The following is a 15,050-nucleotide window of genomic DNA, read 5'->3' on the forward strand; positions in this document are numbered from 1 at the left end:
ACCGAGACAAAGGAGTGTTGAGATGCGAGTGCGACGGCTGGGCTGGGCGGGACTGGAGATCGAGGCCGGGGGCCAACGGCTGGTGATCGACTACGTACGGGACATCTCACCGCTGTTCACGGGATGGAAGCCCGGTGACCGGCTGGCGGAGCCGAGCGGGAAGGCCGATGCCGCGCTGGTCACCCACCTGCACCGGGATCACACCGACGCGTCCGCGCTCGCGAAGGTGCTGGCGCCGGGAGCACCGGTGCTGAGGCCGGCTCCCGGCCACGGTGACGACGTGGACAACGTGACGACGTTGCTCGCCGAGAGCGAGCTGACCGCGCACGGGCTGGCGGCGACCGTCGTCGACGTGTGGTCCGTCCATGAGATCGGACCGTTCCGCGTCACCGCCGTCCCGGCCGTGGACGGACTGGGTGACCCACAGGTGAACTGGGTGGTCGAGGCCGACGGGCAGCGGCTCTTCCACGGCGGCGACACCATGTTCCACGGCTCCTGGTGGCTCATCGCGCGCCGCTTCAGTCCGTTCGACGCGGCGTTCCTGCCCGCCAACGGGCCCGTCGTCGACGCACCGCATCTGCAACCCCCGAGCCCGGTGCTCGCCGCGCTGGACCCGGGGCAGGCGGCTGCGGCGGCGGAGATCCTCGACGCCCGGTACGTGGTACCGATCCACTACGAACCGGAGCAGCCGGACAAGATCGCAGGCTACGTCGAAGTCGCCGACCCGGCGGAGGAACTGCGCGGGCACGCCGGACCACGCGCCCGTGTGCTGGCCGTCGGCGAATGGCTGGACCTAAGCGCCTGACCGGACCGCCCCGGCGGGTACGGTCGCGGCTGCGTACCCCTGGGCGGGGGGACTGAAGCCGTCACACGCCGTCACGCGGGGCAAGGTGCGGGTACTCCCCCGCGAGTACGGCGTCCACCGCCGCGAGCGTCGGATCAGTGACGTCCCAGTCGTGGGCGGAGGGGTGACCGGAGAACAGCCCGCACGCGTCCTCGCCCCGGGGCTCCACAGCACCGCACCAGGCCAGCTCCGCCAGAGTCGCCCGCTCACCCCTCCAGCGGGCCCAGACGGCGGTGCGGTTCGTGTCGTCGTCCCATAACGCCATCGCGTGGTAGCCGTCGTGGTCGGCGGCCAGTTCGCAGAGCAGGTGTCCGGCTTCCGGGCGGCTGCCGCCGTCGGCAGCGGCGAGGCGGAGCACGAAGTCCGGGGGCGGCAGCAGGGCTACGGCGGTGCACTGGTCAATGGGGTCCATGGGGCGGGAGTCCTCCGGTCGTCGCCGTCAGGGCGCGTCGGTGTCGGGTACGTCGGGGGTGTCGGGACGGCCGGGGGCGCCAGGGCCGTTGAACGTGCCGGGGGCATCGGGCGTACCGGGAGCGTCGGGCTCGCCGGGAGCGTCGGGGGCGTCGCCCTCCGAGATCAGTCGCCGGACCTCGCTGTGGACGTGTGCGGCGATGAGGTCGCCGAGCGGGTCGGTCACGGAGAAGGAGTGCGGCCCGGGGTGATGGTCGAAGAACGCGCATGTCGTCACCGTGCGGGTCGCCAGCTCGCGGAGCACGGCGGGGCAGAGGCGGAGCATGCCGAGGCGGTGGACGCGGTGGGCGCCGGTGCCCGACCAGAGGAGCCACAGGTCCTGGTCGTCGGGGGTGTCCGCCGTCCACAGGTGCCCGGCGTGCTCGGCCGACTCGTCGTGGTCGCCCAGCTCGCACAGGACGAACTCCTCCGGCTCCACGGCATCGGGCGGGTGCTCCGGCCCGCCCTCCATCGTCGCGAGCGCCAGCAGCGCTTCGGCGTACGGGACGTGGGTCACGGCGGTGCATTGCAGCACGCGGTCAGGCCCCTTCTGTACGGGGCGGGGACGGGTGGTCCTCCGAGGCTTCCGCCGTCCACCCCCACAGGTCCACGGGCCAGGCGCCGAGGGTGACGCGCAGCCCCACGAAGGGGTCGACCACGGTGAGCAGGGCGGGGCGCCCGGATTCCAGCGCGCCCAGGGCGTGATCCTGGCGGCCGTGGTCGTCCGCCCATGCCCGGAGCGCCTCCGGGGCGTCGCAGCCGTGGAAGGCGACCGGCCGGACGTCCCTGGCCCCGAGCCAGGGGGCGGCCGGGGGCAGACTCCGCCCGTGCCCGTCCGCCAGCCGCAGCGCCTGCCGCCGCAGCCAGCGAAGAACGAGCCGGCGGTTCGGCAGGGCGACCCCGCCGAGCGGGAGGGCCCGGCTGCCGACCGTCACCGCGACGGCCGCGACGTAGTCCAGCACCCTCGCCCGGCCCGCGCCGGGAAGCCCCGCCCTCACAGCACTTCTCCCCGGCTGCGGGCGTTGAGCCGCGCCGTACGGGCCCGTAACTGCTCCATGAGCAACGCGGGCCGTACGTAACGGGGTTCGACCTCCCACTCGCGCCCGCCGCCGACCGGCCGGAGGGACCAGTACGGGCCGGCGACACCCTGGAACTCCCCCACGCGGTCACCGCGACTGGTGTCCGCGAGCAGAGTCCCGGGGGCAGGGACGCGTGGGGGCCGTTCCGTATTCGCGCTGGCGTTCTCGCCGTACACCGATCGCTCCTCTCTGTAGCCGAACGACTACCGGGGCGACTCAGCGTGGCCTAGCGTGGATACGTCTTCAACGTTTCGGAACTGGGGGATACGTTGGTCAACCGCAAGGAAGTGAACCCGGACGGGGGCCCGGAGGCGGCCTACGGAGCGCGTCTGCGGCGGGAGCGAGAGGCTCGGGGCTGGAAACAGGACGATCTCGGGGGCCGGATCGGCTACACGGGGCGGCACGTTTCCGGCGTGGAATTGTGCCACAAGTCCCCAACTCGCAAGTTCTCGATCGCCGTTGACGTGGCGATGAACTACACGGGAACCGCTGATTCGTTCGAGCGCGAGTGGCGCAAGATCAAGCACGGGGTGCTGTTGCAGGGCTTCCCGGAGTACGTGGCACTGGAGGGCCGGGCGGCGGAGATCCGGCTCTTCGAGGTGGGCGTCATCCCGGGGCTGTTGCAGACCCGGGAGTACGCGGAGGCGCTGGCACGCGGAGCGGTCGACCGAGGCGTCATCACCTCCGAACAGGCCGATCAGCGCGTCTCGTTACTCATGGAACGCCAGGGCGCCCTCTTACGCACCGTGCCGCCGATGCTGATCGCCGTACTGGACGAGAGCTGCATCCGCCGCCCGATCGGCAGCCCTGCCGTGATGGACGCCCAGTTGCAGTATCTGGTCGACTTCGCCACGCAGTCCCACACCATGCTGCAGATCGCCCCGTACAGCATCGGTGAGCAGCGGCCCTTCAATCGGGCAGTGAATCTGCTGACGCTCCAGGATCGGTCCGTGGTCTCCTACGTCGAGTCCGAGACGCAAGGCCATCTGGACCGCGAACTCAGCTCTGTCATCCCGATGGTGAGGTCCTACCATCAGTTGCAGGCTGTGTCTCTGTCGCAGACAGATACCGTGGACATGATCCACCAGCATCGAAAGGGCACCCCGTGACGACCGAATCCACGACCCCGCAGTGGGTCAAGTCCTCCTACAGCGACAACGGCGGCACCTGCGTCGAGTGGGCCCCGGCCACCGCCTCCACCACCGGCATCGTCCCCGTACGCGACTCGAAGAACCCGGGCGGCCCGGCCCTGGCCCTCGCCGCTGACGCGTTCACCTCCTTCGTGGCGGGCGTCAAGGCAGGCGGCTTCGACGCCGCCTGATCCCACAGGCTCCCGCGAGCGCGGCCCGCGGCCATTCCGTGGCCCTGGGCCGCAGTTGACCCTCTGCGGCAGCCCTCGTGCACCGCACACAGCCCGGTCCCGACCCGCAAGGTGACGACCGGGCTGCGTGCTGTACGCCGACGCACCCGCCGCTCCCCTCTCACTCCTCGGCGGTCCCGCCCGGCCGTGGGCCAGGGGCGAGGACCTTGGCGACGAAGCCCGCGAGCTGTTCCCGCATCCGCTCCCGCGGAATCCCCCGCTCGCCCGCCAGGTGCTCGACGAGGTCGGCCCGCGTGGCGGCGAGCAGGGCGTGGGCGGTGAAATCACTGTCGGTCAGGCCGGGGATCTGCTCCAGTACGGCTCGGAGCAGGCCGTGCCACCGCTCGTAGTGGTCCGCCCGGTACGGGCTGCTGTCGCTGCCGCTGTCCTCCAGGGCCAGGGCGAGCGGCCCGTTGTCGAGCTTGAAGCACAGGACGGCATCGAGCAGGGCGCGTACGCGGTCCTGTGGCGGGGTCCCGGGCCCCAGCGGCGGCGGGCCTGCCTCGATGGCCTCCCTGATCGGTTCGAGCCGCGCCTCGTACAGCGCGCGCAGCAGCCCGGCGCGATCGCCGAAGGCCCGGAAGAGCGTGCCCTTGCCGACCCCGGCCGCCGCCGCGACGTCGGCCATCGTGATGTCCTCCGGACTCGCGCGGCGGCTGAAGAGGGCATCGGCAGCCGCGAGTACGGCCTCCCTGTTACGGATGGCGTCCTTGCGGGACGACTGGCGTTCGGACATGCCGCTCCTTCCGTTTGCAAAACGGACCCACGGTCCATATCTTGAAGTGGACCCCGGGTCCGGATTCTACGACTGGAGGACACGTATGCCCGCACCGACCTCCCCGGCGGATCTCTTCCGCCACAGCCTGCGACTGCTGCTCGACAAGGACATTCCCGCGTGGATCGCCCTGTGGGCCGAGGACGGAGTGATGGAGTTCCCGTTCGCTCCCGACGGCTGGCCCCGGCGCCTGGAGGGCAAGGAGGCCGTCGCCGATTACATGCGCCACTACCCCGACCACATCGACCTGCACGACTTCCCCGAGCTGCGGATCCACCGGACCACCGATCCGCAGACCGTCGTGGTCGAGATGCGTGGGGTCGGCCGACTGGTGGAGAGCAACGCTCCCTTCGACATGACCTACATCGCCGTCGTGACCGTGCGCGACGGGCACTTCACCTCCTACCGCGACTACTGGAACCCCCTCGCCGTCCAGGAACCCGGCGCCGACTTCACCGGGAGCAGCCGATGACCACCGCACCCACCACGCTGGTCATCGGCGCGACCGGCACCACCGGAAGCCGCACCGCCGCGCAGCTGACGGCCGGTGGGCACCGCGTCAGGGCCGCCAGCCGCCGGGCCACGCCGGTCGCCGGGACCGAGCCCGTCCCCTTCGACTGGTACGCCCCCGCGACGCATGCGGCCGCTCTCGACGGCGTGGACCGCGTCTACCTCGTACCGCCCGTGGGCGACTCCGACCCCGCTGCGACGATGCTGCCGTTCCTCCAGGGGGCCCGCGCCGCCGGCGTGCGCCGCGCGGTGCTGCTCAGTTCCTCGGCCATCCCGGAGGGCGGCCCGGCGGTCGGAGAGGTGCACCAGGCTCTGCCCGGTCTCTTCGAGCAGTGGGCGGTGCTGCGTCCCTCGTGGTTCATGCAGAACTTCACCGGTACGCACGCCCACGCGCTCAGCATCCGCGATGAGGGCGTCATCCGGACCGCCACCGGGACCGGCCGGGTCGGCTTCGTGGACGCGGAGGACATCGCGGCCGTCGCCGTACGCGCTCTGACCGACGAGCAGGCCCCGAACACCGATCTCGTCCTGACCGGACCCGAGGCGCTCGGCCACGACGACATCGCCACGATCATCACCGACGTCACCGGAAGGCCCGTGGTGCACCATCGCCTGTCCTACGAGGAGATGCGCGAGCACCTCACGACGCAGGTGCCGGTGGAGTTCGCCGCGATGCTGGCCGGGATGGACCGCGCCATCGCCGAAGGGGCGGAGGACCGCGTCACCGGCACCGTCCACCGCCTCACCGGCCGGCCCCCGCGTACCTTCCGGTCCCTCCTTGAGCGGGAGGCGCGTTACAGCGGCTGATGCTCCAGGGGGATCAGCGGTTCCGGTCGCGGCCCGACCACGGCAGCGGGCGGGTCATTGCGTCGCCTTCCGCAGCGCGGGCTCGGGCATACGGCCGTAGAGCCGCCGGCTCAGGAGCTCGCCGTCCCGGCTGAATGCCCTCGCCGCTGACGCGTTCACCTTCTTCGTGGCGGGCGTCACGGCAGGCGGCTTCGACACCACCGCCTGACCACCGCCGCCGCTCCGGCCGCGCCCCACCGTGCCCGCATGGTGGGGCGTCCCGTTGTCCGGGTGAGCCTGCGGCCTACACTCCCGGCGTGACAGTCATGAAGCCGGTGATCCGCCCGGCGGTCCCGGCCGACCTGGACGCCGTCGCCGAGATCTACACGTACTACGTCCGCCACACCGTGATCACCTTCGACGAGAACCCTCCGCCGGTGGCCGCCTGGCACCAGCGCCTCGACGACATCGCCGCCCGTAACCTGCCGTTCCTGGTCGTCGAGTTGTCCGGCGAGGTCGTCGGCTATGCGTACGCGGCCCCTTGGCGCCCCAAGCCCGCCTATCGCCACACCGTGGAGAACTCGATCTACCTCGCCCCCGGCCGCACGGGCCGAGGACTGGGCGGAGCGCTGCTGGAGGCCCTGCTGGCCGCCTGCACCGGGACGCACGTACGCCAGATGATCGCCGTCATCGCCGACGCGGGCACCGACACGTCCGCCGCCCTGCACCGCCGCTACGGCTTCACGGACGCGGGCCGGCTCGCCGCCGTCGGCTACAAACACGACCGCTGGATCGACACCCTGCTGATGCAACGGAGACTCGGGCAGCCGACGACGGAACCGAGGCGATGACCGACCACTGCTGCGAGGTGATGACGACCCGGGTGAACTGGCACTGCGACCGGCACGACACCCCCTTCACCTGCCCGGACGCGCTGATTCGCTTCGAGGTCAGGTTCCAGGAGTACGGGTTGGTCATCCATGACGGCGGCGCATCGACCCTCGGGATCGACTTCTGCCCGTGGTGCGGACAGCACCTCCCCGAGTCCCAGCGGGACCGCTGGTTCGATGAACTGGAGCGTCGCGGGATCGATCCATGGGAAGACCCGATCCCGGCCGAGTTCCAGGGCGAGGGCTGGCTTGCTTCGCCGCGTCAGGAACGGGACGAGCGTTGATCCGCTTCTGAACCGGGTTCCCTCAGCGCCTTATCATCGCCTCAAACACGGCCTGAATAGAGAGCCCTGGCTCGCACCAGATCCACGGGCCCGCCCTCCCCGATGCCCAGAAAGAAATTCACCTGCCACGCCTGCGTACCGCGCGCCTGACGGCTCGCCGTAACGGCACCCGGCGGGTAGACGCGAAAGCCCCGCTTTCCGCCCACGCCGTTACGGGACACGATGCCGCGCTCGCACAGAACGCCGCGCGGGAACACGAACTGCCCGAGGCGGCCGTCGTCGCGGGCGCTGATGACGAAGAGATCGACGCCGTCGTCGGCGTCGAAGGGGCGGATCGGGCCTTCGGTGGAGCGCTGCCACACGGTGACGAACTGGCCGGCCTTGGTCGGCGTCGTCCTGGCCACGCGAAAGGCGACCGACCGCCCGTCGAGCGTGAAGCGGTGAGCGGCGTAATCAGCGCTCTCCGGCTCGGGGACCGGCTGCGAGCAGACGAAGCCACCCGGGTCGTACACCGATGCCTTTGCTGCCGGCAGGTCGCCGTGAAGCCGCGCCCACGGCTGGTTCGTCTCCATTCTCCCTATCCTGTCACCGCGCCGACCACGCCCGGCCGGGGCGGCGGGGCGCCGCACGGGGCCGCCCCCTTGGCAGCATGTTGACATGACCTTGACACTTGCCCCGCCCGCGCCGGAGGCTCGGAATCCCCCACGAACCGCAGACGGCCACGACGACAATGAGGTGTAGCCCCCATGCGATCACGCCCCATCGGATTCCTCGTCTCGACCCTCGCCGGCGCCGCCCTGGCGTTCGGCGGCACCACCGCCTCCGCGAGCCCGGCCGCGGCCCCGGTGCCCGACTCCGCGTCGGGCGTCACCGCCCGTGCGGCCGACGGCTGTTACACCTGGAGCGGAACCCTCCGGGAGGGCTCCAGCGGTGAAGCGGTACGTCAGCTCCAGATCCGGGTCGCGGGCTATCCCGGCACCGGCAACCAGATCGCCATCGACGGGGCGTTCGGCCCGGCGACGAAGGCGGCCGTGTCGCGCTTCCAGTCCGCGTACGGGCTGGCCGCCGACGGCATCGCGGGCCCCGCGACCTTCAACAAGATCTACCAGCTGCAGGACGACGACTGCACCCCGGTCAACTTCACCTACGCCGAGCTGAACCGCTGCAACTCCGACTGGTCCGGGGGCAAGGTCAGCGCCGCCACCGCCCGCGCCAACGCCCTGGTCACCATGTGGAAGCTCCAGGCCATGCGGCACGCCATGGGCGACCGGCCCATGACCGTCAACGGCGGCTTCCGCAGCGTGTCCTGCAACAGCGCCGTCGGCGGCGCCGCCAACAGCCGCCACATGTACGGCCACGCGGCCGACCTCGGCGCGGGATCCCAGGGCTTCTGCGCCCTCGCCCAGGCGGCCCGCAACCACGGCTTCACCGAGATCCTCGGCCCGGGCTACCCGGGGCACAACGACCACACCCACGTCGCCGGCGGCAGCGGCCGCTTCTGGTCCGCGCCCAGCTGCGGCATCTGACGCCGTAGCGCTCTCCTGACGTACGGGGCCTCCGCTCGGCGGACCGGAGGCCCCGTACCCGTGTCCGTACACCGCGGGCCACGGGCTACCAGCCCATCCCCACCACCACGGCCAGCGCCGCCAGCAGCACGCACAGAGCGCCGTTGACGATCCGGTGCTCCCAGAAGACCGCGACGAACTCCCGGATCGTCGCGCTCGGCCAGAAGTACGCGGCGGTGGGCGAGCCGATCACCTGGCCGCGCACGCCCTCCTTACGAGCGGTCATCGCGGCCCGGAACGCGTGGAAGTTGTTGGTCACCACGACGCAGACGTAACGCTCGTCGGCCCCCTCCATCAGGCTCCGGCTGAAGCGGAGGTTCTCCGTCGTCGTACGGGAGCGGCTCTCCTCCAGGACGAGGTCCGGGTCGGCGCCCTCGGCCACCAGCCAGCGGCCCATCGCCTCGGCCTCCGGCAGCTTCTCGTCCGGGCCCTGGCCGCCGGAGACCAGCAGGACGGGTGCCGGTCCGCCCCGGGCGATCTGCCGTTGCTGGACACGGAGTCCGGAGCGCAGACGCGAGGCGAGCAGCGGGGGCACGCGTTCCCCGCCGATGAGGCCCGAACCCAGCATCACCACGAAGTCCACGTCGCCGCGCACCTGGATGCGGCCGTACAGGAAGGCGTAGACGAGGAAGCAGAGGAAGAGGAAGGCGACATAGCCGGTGATCAGCACGACGGCCAGGATGAAGGAGCGGTACGGCTTGGAGCCGCCGAGGTAGTCGGCGGTGACCACCAGGGCCAGGACGGCGAAGGTGCCGATCCCGGCCAGGCCGGAGAGCAGGTTGGCGGGGCGGCGGCCCTCCTTGCGGACCATGGTGAGGCCGTTGACCACGAGGAAGCCGCCGAGGACCACGACCGCGAGCACGGGTACGAGGAAGACCAGCGCGTACACCGGCACGGCCAGGCTGTCCGGCAGCCGGTCCACCTGCGTCAACAGGGCGAACGACAGGCTCAGGACGGTCAGGCCGAGCAGCACCGCGTTACGGAACTGGCGGCGGTCCTGCCGTACGCCCCAGCAGAACCAGAGCAGGAACACGGCCGTCGGGGCGAAAGCGATCACGGGGAGCCTCGGGTTCGTCGGTACGTCGGTACGTCGGTACGTCTGCGGCGAACCGCCGGCCACGGATCCGCGGGGGTGCGGCGGTCACTGCCCGGAGCGGCGGTTCTCGTCCACCCAGTCGTCGTTCGTCTGCCAGGCGTACAGGGTGTGGTCCTCGAGCGCCACGTAGTAGGAGCCGCAGCGGCCCTTCGCACTGCTCGCGGTCCCCGAGGGGAACCAGGACGCGCTGATCTCGGGGTCCGGGGCGCTCCCGCCGCCGAGCGCTTCGCACTGCGCGGGGAGACGGCCGTCGTGGAGCGTGGCCTTGAGGATGCGTTCGCCGCCGGTGGTCCGCATGGCGTACTCGACGGACGAGGCGTCGTCCGGCAGCCAGCGGGGAACGGACTCGCGCTCCTCCTTGGCGTCCTTGCCGGTGGCGTAGGACGAGGTCTGCTCGTGGCGTCCGTCGTACCACTCCTTGGCTTCGGGTACGGCCACGGCGGCCGCGACTCCGAGGACCGCCACGGCGCCGACGACGCCTATCAGAACGCCACGCATGTTCTCACTCCTGATGCCTGTTGCGACTACGAGCAGATCTCTTCTGTTCACCTCAATTCTTGACCGCTCGCGCGCCGGAAACATCAACCTATGGGGCTTTTAGGGGTACCTCTCTGGTCGCACCGACCCTGATGCCTACGCGTCGTCCTCCCGCCAGTCACCGAGGTCCATGTTGCCCAGCGCCAGGTTGACCACCATGATCCCGGCGACCTCGGCGTCCACCCGGAAGGAGTCCCCGACCTCGTCCTCCAGGGGGACCACCCGGACGGGATGTCCGGGCTCACGCAGGGTGGCGGTGTCGGCGATCAGCACGGTGTCGGAGATCATCGCCTCCGGATCCGTGCCCGGGCGGACCTGGGCCATCACCTGCTCCGGGGTGGCGCCCGCGAAGGCCGGATCGTCGACGAAGGTGACGTACTCGCCGAAGTCCTCGATCACGTCCAACGCCGCCCCTCGGCCCCGGCGCACACGGTCGACCACGGAAGCCCAGGCCGCGTCGTCGCCGAAGTCGGTACGGACGAGGAGATCGGTCTCCTGGACGAGCACAGGCAGCTCGCGGGCAGGCGGGGTGTAGCGGGGCGGGTCGGTCCGCGTCTCCAACGCGAAACCGGCGGGCTCGTAGCCGTCCTCGTCCTCCGGTTCCGTCTCCTCCCCGTCCTCCCACTCTGCGGGCGCCTCCTCGGCGAACCCGTCGAAGGTGAAGGAGAGCCCCCGGTGCAGCGCCAGGTACGCCATGGCCGTCTGCCGCGGCGTGATCCAGAAGGCCTGCCCATCGCTGCCGCTGAAGGCCAGCAGCGGGCGCGCCTCCGCGTCGCGCGCGGTCCGGGCGTCGGTGAGCACCACCAGGTCGGGTATCCATGCCCCGGGGCGGTCAAAGGCCGCGGCGATCTCTTGGGGGGTGGCGCGGGAGGACCCTCCCCAGCCGGGCTCCTCCGCCACGATCAGCCGCCGGGGAATGGACGCCTCGGCTTCGGCCGCACCCCCTGCCCCGGGCGGACGCATACCGGGCAGCTCGCCCATCCGCTCAAGGACGTCGTCCCAGGCATCGCTGTCGCTGCCGCCGTCGGTGCGCAGCAGCAGGATTCCGGGCACGCGGATCGCTTCGTCGCGGGGCGGAAGGGGAAAGGGGGGACGCATCGGCAGACACCTCGTCAGATCAGTTGCACAGGGCCGGAGAAGACCTCTGAAGACCTCTCAGGTCTAACATCCGCCTCTGACAGAGAGGCCGCGGGAGGCGCACGGTCGCGGCAGCCATCGCGCGCGGTGCGGCGGCCCTACGCTGCCCCCGTGCACACCATCGAGCTGCTACCGGACGCCTCGACCGACCGAGCCGTACGCGGCGTCTGGCAGGCCCTCGCGGACGAGGGCCTGCCCAGCCAGAGCACGCACCACCACCCGACCAACCGGCCGCACCTCACGCTCGCCACGGCAGAGACGCTCCCCGCGGAAGCCCGCACCGCGCTGGCGGAAGCCCTCGCCGCGCTCCCCCTCCCCCTCCACCTGACCGGGCTGCTGCGCTTCTCCGGCCGGGTCGACGTGCTGGCCTGGGCGGTCCGGCGCGACGCCGCGCTCCTGGAGCTGCACGAGACGGTGTGGCGGATCCTGCGGGAAACCCCCGGAGCCGGCGACCGCCCCAACCCGCGGCTCTCCCCAGCCCGTTGGGTCCCGCACATCACGCTCGGCCGGGGCCGGGGCGCGGTGTGGCCCGGCCCCGACGGCCGGTGGCTCCCCGAGGAAGCCACCGGGCCGGGCGCCCTGCCGGGGCGGTGGGCCGAGGCCCGGTCCTACGACTCGACGAGCCGGACGACGGCCGTGATCGGGCCGGGGGCGCCGTGAGTTGCCGCCCCTCCGCGCCAGGGCTCCGCATTCCCTTTCGTCAGCGCACCAGCCGGACCAGCTTGTGGTTGGCGAACTCCTCCATGCCGAACCGGCCCAGTTCCCGGCCGAAACCGGACCGCTTGACCCCGCCGAACGGCAGCTCCGCCGCCGTGCCGGACGGGGCGCCGACGAACACCATGCCGGTCTGCAGGCGCTGGGCCACGCGCTCGGCCTGGGCGTCGTCGTCGGTCTGGATCGAGGCGCTGAGACCGTACGGCGAGTCGTTGGCGAAGTCGACGGCCTCCTCCTCGGAGCCGACCTTGAACAGCAGGGCCACCGGTCCGAACAGCTCCTCCTTGTAGGCCCGCATGTCGGGGGTGATGCCCGCGAGCACGGTGGGCTCGTACCAGGCGCCGGGGCGGTCGATGCGCTTGCCGCCGGCCAGCACCGTGGCCCCCTTGGAGATCGCGTCCTGGACCTGCTCGTCCAGGGTCTCGACCGCCTTCTCCGACGAGAGGGGACCCATGAAGGTCCCGGGGTCGGTGGGGTCGCCGACGGCGATGGACCGGACCGCCTCGGTGAAGGCGGTCGAGAAGCCGTCGTAGTGCTCGTCGAGGGCGATGATGCGCTTGGCCGCGTTGCAGGCCTGGCCCGCGTTGCCCATCCGGCCGATCAGCGCGTTCTTCACCACCTGCTCCATGTTCGACGTGCCGAGGATCAGATACGGGTCGGAGCCGCCCAGTTCCAGGACGACCTTCTTCAGGTTGCGGCCCGCGATCTCCGCGACGGCCGCGCCCGCCCGCTCCGAACCCGTCAGCGAGACGCCGTGGATCCGGTCGTCACCGATCAGCGTCTCGATCTGCTCGTTGGTGGCGAAGATGTTGACGTACGCCCCCTTGGGCAGGCCCGCGTCCAGGAACAGCCGCTCCATCGCCAGCGCCGATTCCGGGCACTGCGGGGCGTGCTTGAGCAGGACCGCGTTGCCCAGCATCAGGTTCGGTGCGGCGAACCGGGCCACCTGGTAGTACGGGAAGTTCCACGGCATGATCCCCAGCAGCGTGCCGACCGCCTCCTTCCGGATGACGGCCCGGCCGCCGGAGGCGACGTCCAGCTCCTCCGTCTCCAGGAAGCCCTCGCCCCGGTCGGCGTAGTAGCGGTAGATGGACACGACGGTGCGCAGCTCCCCGAGGGCCTGCTTGACCGGCTTGCCCATCTCACGGGTGATGATGGCGGCGAGCTGATCCTTGCGCTCCTCGTACAGGTCCGCGACCCGTCGCAGCACATCGGCCCGCTCCGCCGCAGGCCGGGCGGCCCAGGCGCGCTGCGCGTCGTCGGCCAGGGCGAGCGCGTCGCGCAGCTCGCCGTCGGTGGCGGTGGGGTACTCCTGTTCCGTCTCACCGGTGGCAGGGTTGACGACTCGGTACGTACTCATGACTTCCTTCCGTGGACAGCTCCCGGACGAGGTCCGTGCGAGACGGAAACGACCGCAGGACCACCGGGCGGACATTCGGGTACCCATCCGGCAGATGCGCACACCTCGACCCTTCCACCGCGCTCACGACTCCGCCCGGTGTCGCCCTTACGACTCCGGCCTGTGTCGCCCTCGCGACTCCGGGCAGTCGCTCGGAATCCGGCGCATCATGAGGGCATGCCTGAGGACATGCCGCCCGGGGGCGGCGGCCCGGACCGGACGGAAGACGGACGGTACGTGATCATCAACGGGCGGCGCTGGCGGGCGACCGACCCCACCGTCCCCGAGGACGCGGCCGCCGCCCTGCGCTCCCACCTGATGGCGGCGCGGCGGGCGGTACGGGAGGCGAAGCGCGCGACGGACGATGCCGGGCTGCGCCGGGCGCGTGACCGCGTCCAGCGGGCGAAGGTCGCGCTCGGCGAGCGGGGCGACCCGTGGTGGGAGCAGTCGGGGCGGGAGCGCGACCGGCGGTGGCGCGACGGGCTCACCTGGTTCGACGGTCACGGGGAGCGGTGAGCCGCTGCTCCGCCCGAGCGTGGTGACGTCGCCATCGGCCCCTGTCGTACCGGACCGCTACTGTCCGGCGCATGGAGAACATGATCCCTCGCGGCAACTGGCTCGACGACGACATATTCCGTACGTTCGTGAGAGAGGTCGCACCGCTCCACTTCGGCTCCTGGAGCCTGACCGATGTCGAGCGCGCAACGTCGTCGCTGGGATGGGAACTTCGGGATCCCAAGGAGGTCGCCGGCCAGGTCCGGCGCAGGTTCGCTCCCCGGAAGGGGCCTTCGGCCGGATACGGCACCCTGATCGCCGACGCCTCGGAGCCCGAGCAACTCCGCAAGCTGAACGTCCGCGTCGTCGACCTGCCGCCCGAGGACCTGGCCACGGCCGCCGGCTTCATCCGTGCCGCCTGGTGGGTGATGGAGGACGAGCTGGGCCCGCCCACGCTGTGGGGAGGCGACTCGGGACCGTGGATGCTGTGGCGGCGCCCCGGCACCAGCATCCTCGTGCACTCGCACGACGGGGGCGAGGTGAGCTGCGAACTCCTGCCCTCCGCAACGGACAGCGATGGAGCCGGGAGCGGCTACTCCCGTGGTCGCTGGCGTGCCGCCGAACCTGCCGAACTGCCGCCCGCCTCGCCAGAACTGCCCGGCGCCACCTGGGAGCAGGTCGAGAAGCGCCTGGCCGAAACCCTCCGGTCCCTCGACCACGACACCCCGTTCTTCCCCGGCAGGTTCATCCTGCACCTGGGAGACGCCCGCGATCCCCAGCGCTTCGTCCAGTGCTGGAGCCAGGATCTGAGCCTCGTCGTCGAGGCCACCGGCCATCTGCACCGGCCGGACGCGGCCGACCCCGCCCGCCTGGCACGGAACGGCTGGGAGTTCTCCCGCTCCATCTGGCAGCGCCGGTTCCCCGACGCCATGGACGACCCCGCGCACGCGGTGACGGCCGCCCGCATGCTCGTCGAGGAGCTGCGGCAGCTGGGCGTCGATCTGTCCGGCCTCTCCTACGACGGGACCATGAGCGGTCGCGGGCGCGGCCTCCACCTCGACCTGCCGGATCTGGGGATCCCCCGCGCCCACCACCCAGCCGCCTGAACTCCCGTGCGTGGGGCCGTCGT

Annotated in this window: 21 protein-coding genes; 11 read left to right on the forward strand and 10 right to left on the reverse strand. The window is 71.5% G+C overall.

Annotation, left to right across the window (positions count from 1 at the left end):
• Positions 1–22 precede the first annotated feature (22 nt).
• The gene (locus IE134_RS00155; protein ID WP_030711322.1) at positions 23–805 is read left to right on the forward strand and encodes an MBL fold metallo-hydrolase; all 783 of its coding nucleotides are present in this window, start codon (positions 23–25) and stop codon (positions 803–805) included.
• A gap of 61 nt (positions 806–866) precedes the next feature.
• Here the strand turns inward: IE134_RS00155 and IE134_RS00160 are convergent, their stop codons facing one another.
• The 4 genes from IE134_RS00160 to IE134_RS00175 are packed head-to-tail and all read right to left on the reverse strand — an operon-like array spanning position 867 to position 2,549.
• Complete coding sequence (locus tag IE134_RS00160; RefSeq protein WP_189429897.1) at positions 867–1,247, reverse strand: hypothetical protein; 381 nt, start codon at positions 1,245–1,247, stop codon at positions 867–869.
• A gap of 36 nt (positions 1,248–1,283) precedes the next feature.
• Complete coding sequence (locus IE134_RS00165) at positions 1,284–1,829, reverse strand: hypothetical protein (protein WP_098017977.1); 546 nt, start codon at positions 1,827–1,829, stop codon at positions 1,284–1,286.
• Between the two features lie 4 nt (positions 1,830–1,833).
• Positions 1,834–2,292, reverse strand: a complete 459-nt coding sequence (locus IE134_RS00170; protein WP_229823261.1) for a hypothetical protein — start codon at positions 2,290–2,292, stop codon at positions 1,834–1,836.
• Positions 2,289–2,549, reverse strand: a complete 261-nt coding sequence (locus IE134_RS00175) for a hypothetical protein (protein ID WP_030711316.1) — start codon at positions 2,547–2,549, stop codon at positions 2,289–2,291. The genes IE134_RS00170 and IE134_RS00175 overlap by 4 nt, the downstream gene beginning before the upstream one ends.
• Positions 2,550–2,642: 93 nt before the next feature.
• Here IE134_RS00175 and IE134_RS00180 point away from each other — a divergent pair, with 93 nt between their 5' ends.
• Positions 2,643–3,482 carry a DUF5753 domain-containing protein gene (locus IE134_RS00180; RefSeq protein WP_098017975.1) on the forward strand — a complete coding sequence of 280 codons (840 nt, stop codon included), beginning with the start codon at positions 2,643–2,645 and terminating at the stop codon, positions 3,480–3,482.
• Positions 3,479–3,694, forward strand: coding sequence for a DUF397 domain-containing protein (locus tag IE134_RS00185; RefSeq protein WP_098017972.1), 216 nt, complete (start codon positions 3,479–3,481; stop codon positions 3,692–3,694). The genes IE134_RS00180 and IE134_RS00185 overlap by 4 nt, the downstream gene beginning before the upstream one ends.
• A 160-nt stretch (positions 3,695–3,854) precedes the next feature.
• Here IE134_RS00185 and IE134_RS00190 read toward each other — a convergent pair whose 3' ends face one another.
• Positions 3,855–4,469: a TetR/AcrR family transcriptional regulator gene (locus IE134_RS00190; RefSeq protein WP_098017969.1), complete on the reverse strand. Its 615-nt coding sequence runs from the start codon at positions 4,467–4,469 to the stop codon at positions 3,855–3,857.
• A gap of 85 nt (positions 4,470–4,554) precedes the next feature.
• Here IE134_RS00190 and IE134_RS00195 point away from each other — a divergent pair, with 85 nt between their 5' ends.
• The 4 genes from IE134_RS00195 (at position 4,555) to IE134_RS00210 (ending at position 6,978) form a co-directional block, all read left to right on the forward strand.
• Positions 4,555–4,980 (forward strand): nuclear transport factor 2 family protein, encoded by a 426-nt coding sequence (locus IE134_RS00195; RefSeq protein ID WP_030711309.1) that lies wholly within the window; start codon positions 4,555–4,557, stop codon positions 4,978–4,980.
• Positions 4,977–5,825, forward strand: a complete 849-nt coding sequence (locus IE134_RS00200; protein ID WP_189429319.1) for an NmrA family NAD(P)-binding protein — start codon at positions 4,977–4,979, stop codon at positions 5,823–5,825. The genes IE134_RS00195 and IE134_RS00200 overlap by 4 nt, the downstream gene beginning before the upstream one ends.
• Before the next feature lie 296 nt (positions 5,826–6,121).
• Positions 6,122–6,655, forward strand: a complete 534-nt coding sequence (locus IE134_RS00205; RefSeq protein ID WP_373296725.1) for a GNAT family N-acetyltransferase — start codon at positions 6,122–6,124, stop codon at positions 6,653–6,655.
• Entirely contained in the window at positions 6,652–6,978 is a 327-nt protein-coding gene (locus IE134_RS00210; RefSeq protein WP_189429321.1) for a DUF6980 family protein, read from the forward strand. The genes IE134_RS00205 and IE134_RS00210 overlap by 4 nt, the downstream gene beginning before the upstream one ends.
• 41 nt (positions 6,979–7,019) lie before the next feature.
• On the opposite strand, the gene IE134_RS00215 is transcribed toward IE134_RS00210, so the two are convergent.
• Positions 7,020–7,550, reverse strand: a complete 531-nt coding sequence (locus tag IE134_RS00215) for a MepB family protein (protein WP_189429323.1) — start codon at positions 7,548–7,550, stop codon at positions 7,020–7,022.
• A 174-nt stretch (positions 7,551–7,724) separates the two neighbouring features.
• Here IE134_RS00215 and IE134_RS00220 point away from each other — a divergent pair, with 174 nt between their 5' ends.
• Positions 7,725–8,504, forward strand: a complete 780-nt coding sequence (locus tag IE134_RS00220) for a D-Ala-D-Ala carboxypeptidase family metallohydrolase (RefSeq protein ID WP_030711299.1) — start codon at positions 7,725–7,727, stop codon at positions 8,502–8,504.
• An 85-nt stretch (positions 8,505–8,589) separates the two neighbouring features.
• Here IE134_RS00220 and IE134_RS00225 read toward each other — a convergent pair whose 3' ends face one another.
• From IE134_RS00225 to IE134_RS00235, 3 genes are all read right to left on the reverse strand, one after another.
• Positions 8,590–9,600 (reverse strand): YdcF family protein, encoded by a 1,011-nt coding sequence (locus IE134_RS00225; protein ID WP_189429325.1) that lies wholly within the window; start codon positions 9,598–9,600, stop codon positions 8,590–8,592.
• A gap of 84 nt (positions 9,601–9,684) precedes the next feature.
• Entirely contained in the window at positions 9,685–10,137 is a 453-nt protein-coding gene (locus tag IE134_RS00230) for a hypothetical protein (RefSeq protein ID WP_030711295.1), read from the reverse strand.
• A gap of 135 nt (positions 10,138–10,272) precedes the next feature.
• Positions 10,273–11,274 (reverse strand): DUF6924 domain-containing protein, encoded by a 1,002-nt coding sequence (locus IE134_RS00235; RefSeq protein ID WP_179892618.1) that lies wholly within the window; start codon positions 11,272–11,274, stop codon positions 10,273–10,275.
• A gap of 150 nt (positions 11,275–11,424) precedes the next feature.
• Here IE134_RS00235 and IE134_RS00240 point away from each other — a divergent pair, with 150 nt between their 5' ends.
• The gene (locus IE134_RS00240) at positions 11,425–11,973 is read left to right on the forward strand and encodes a 2'-5' RNA ligase family protein (protein ID WP_189429327.1); all 549 of its coding nucleotides are present in this window, start codon (positions 11,425–11,427) and stop codon (positions 11,971–11,973) included.
• Between the two features lie 40 nt (positions 11,974–12,013).
• Here the strand turns inward: IE134_RS00240 and IE134_RS00245 are convergent, their stop codons facing one another.
• Complete coding sequence (locus IE134_RS00245) at positions 12,014–13,387, reverse strand: NAD-dependent succinate-semialdehyde dehydrogenase (RefSeq protein ID WP_030711288.1); 1,374 nt, start codon at positions 13,385–13,387, stop codon at positions 12,014–12,016.
• A 228-nt stretch (positions 13,388–13,615) separates the two neighbouring features.
• Here IE134_RS00245 and IE134_RS00250 point away from each other — a divergent pair, with 228 nt between their 5' ends.
• On the forward strand, positions 13,616–13,942 hold the full coding sequence (locus IE134_RS00250) for a hypothetical protein (protein ID WP_098894806.1): 327 nt from the start codon (positions 13,616–13,618) through the stop codon (positions 13,940–13,942).
• Between the two features lie 71 nt (positions 13,943–14,013).
• Positions 14,014–15,027, forward strand: a complete 1,014-nt coding sequence (locus IE134_RS00255) for a TY-Chap domain-containing protein (RefSeq protein ID WP_189429328.1) — start codon at positions 14,014–14,016, stop codon at positions 15,025–15,027.
• Positions 15,028–15,050 lie beyond the last annotated feature (23 nt).

The organism is Streptomyces rubiginosohelvolus (assembly GCF_014649875.1).
GTDB classification, from domain to species: Bacteria; Actinomycetota; Actinomycetes; order Streptomycetales; family Streptomycetaceae; genus Streptomyces; species Streptomyces rubiginosohelvolus.

Bases quoted from the DNA above. Each gene is read 5' to 3' on its own strand.
- IE134_RS00235 (WP_179892618.1), bottom strand. From the start codon at position 11,274: ATGCGTCCCCCCTTTCCCCTTCCGCCCCGCGACGAAGCGATCCGCGTG.
- IE134_RS00190 (WP_098017969.1), bottom strand. From the start codon at position 4,469: ATGTCCGAACGCCAGTCGTCCCGCAAGGACGCCATCCGTAACAGGGAG.
- IE134_RS00245 (WP_030711288.1), bottom strand. From the start codon at position 13,387: ATGAGTACGTACCGAGTCGTCAACCCTGCCACCGGTGAGACGGAACAG.
- IE134_RS00155 (WP_030711322.1), top strand. From the start codon at position 23: ATGCGAGTGCGACGGCTGGGCTGGGCGGGACTGGAGATCGAGGCCGGG.
- IE134_RS00255 (WP_189429328.1), top strand. From the start codon at position 14,014: ATGGAGAACATGATCCCTCGCGGCAACTGGCTCGACGACGACATATTC.
- IE134_RS00215 (WP_189429323.1), bottom strand. From the start codon at position 7,550: ATGGAGACGAACCAGCCGTGGGCGCGGCTTCACGGCGACCTGCCGGCA.
- IE134_RS00200 (WP_189429319.1), top strand. From the start codon at position 4,977: ATGACCACCGCACCCACCACGCTGGTCATCGGCGCGACCGGCACCACC.
- IE134_RS00230 (WP_030711295.1), bottom strand. From the start codon at position 10,137: ATGCGTGGCGTTCTGATAGGCGTCGTCGGCGCCGTGGCGGTCCTCGGA.
- IE134_RS00220 (WP_030711299.1), top strand. From the start codon at position 7,725: ATGCGATCACGCCCCATCGGATTCCTCGTCTCGACCCTCGCCGGCGCC.
- IE134_RS00250 (WP_098894806.1), top strand. From the start codon at position 13,616: ATGCCGCCCGGGGGCGGCGGCCCGGACCGGACGGAAGACGGACGGTAC.
- IE134_RS00210 (WP_189429321.1), top strand. From the start codon at position 6,652: ATGACCGACCACTGCTGCGAGGTGATGACGACCCGGGTGAACTGGCAC.
- IE134_RS00195 (WP_030711309.1), top strand. From the start codon at position 4,555: ATGCCCGCACCGACCTCCCCGGCGGATCTCTTCCGCCACAGCCTGCGA.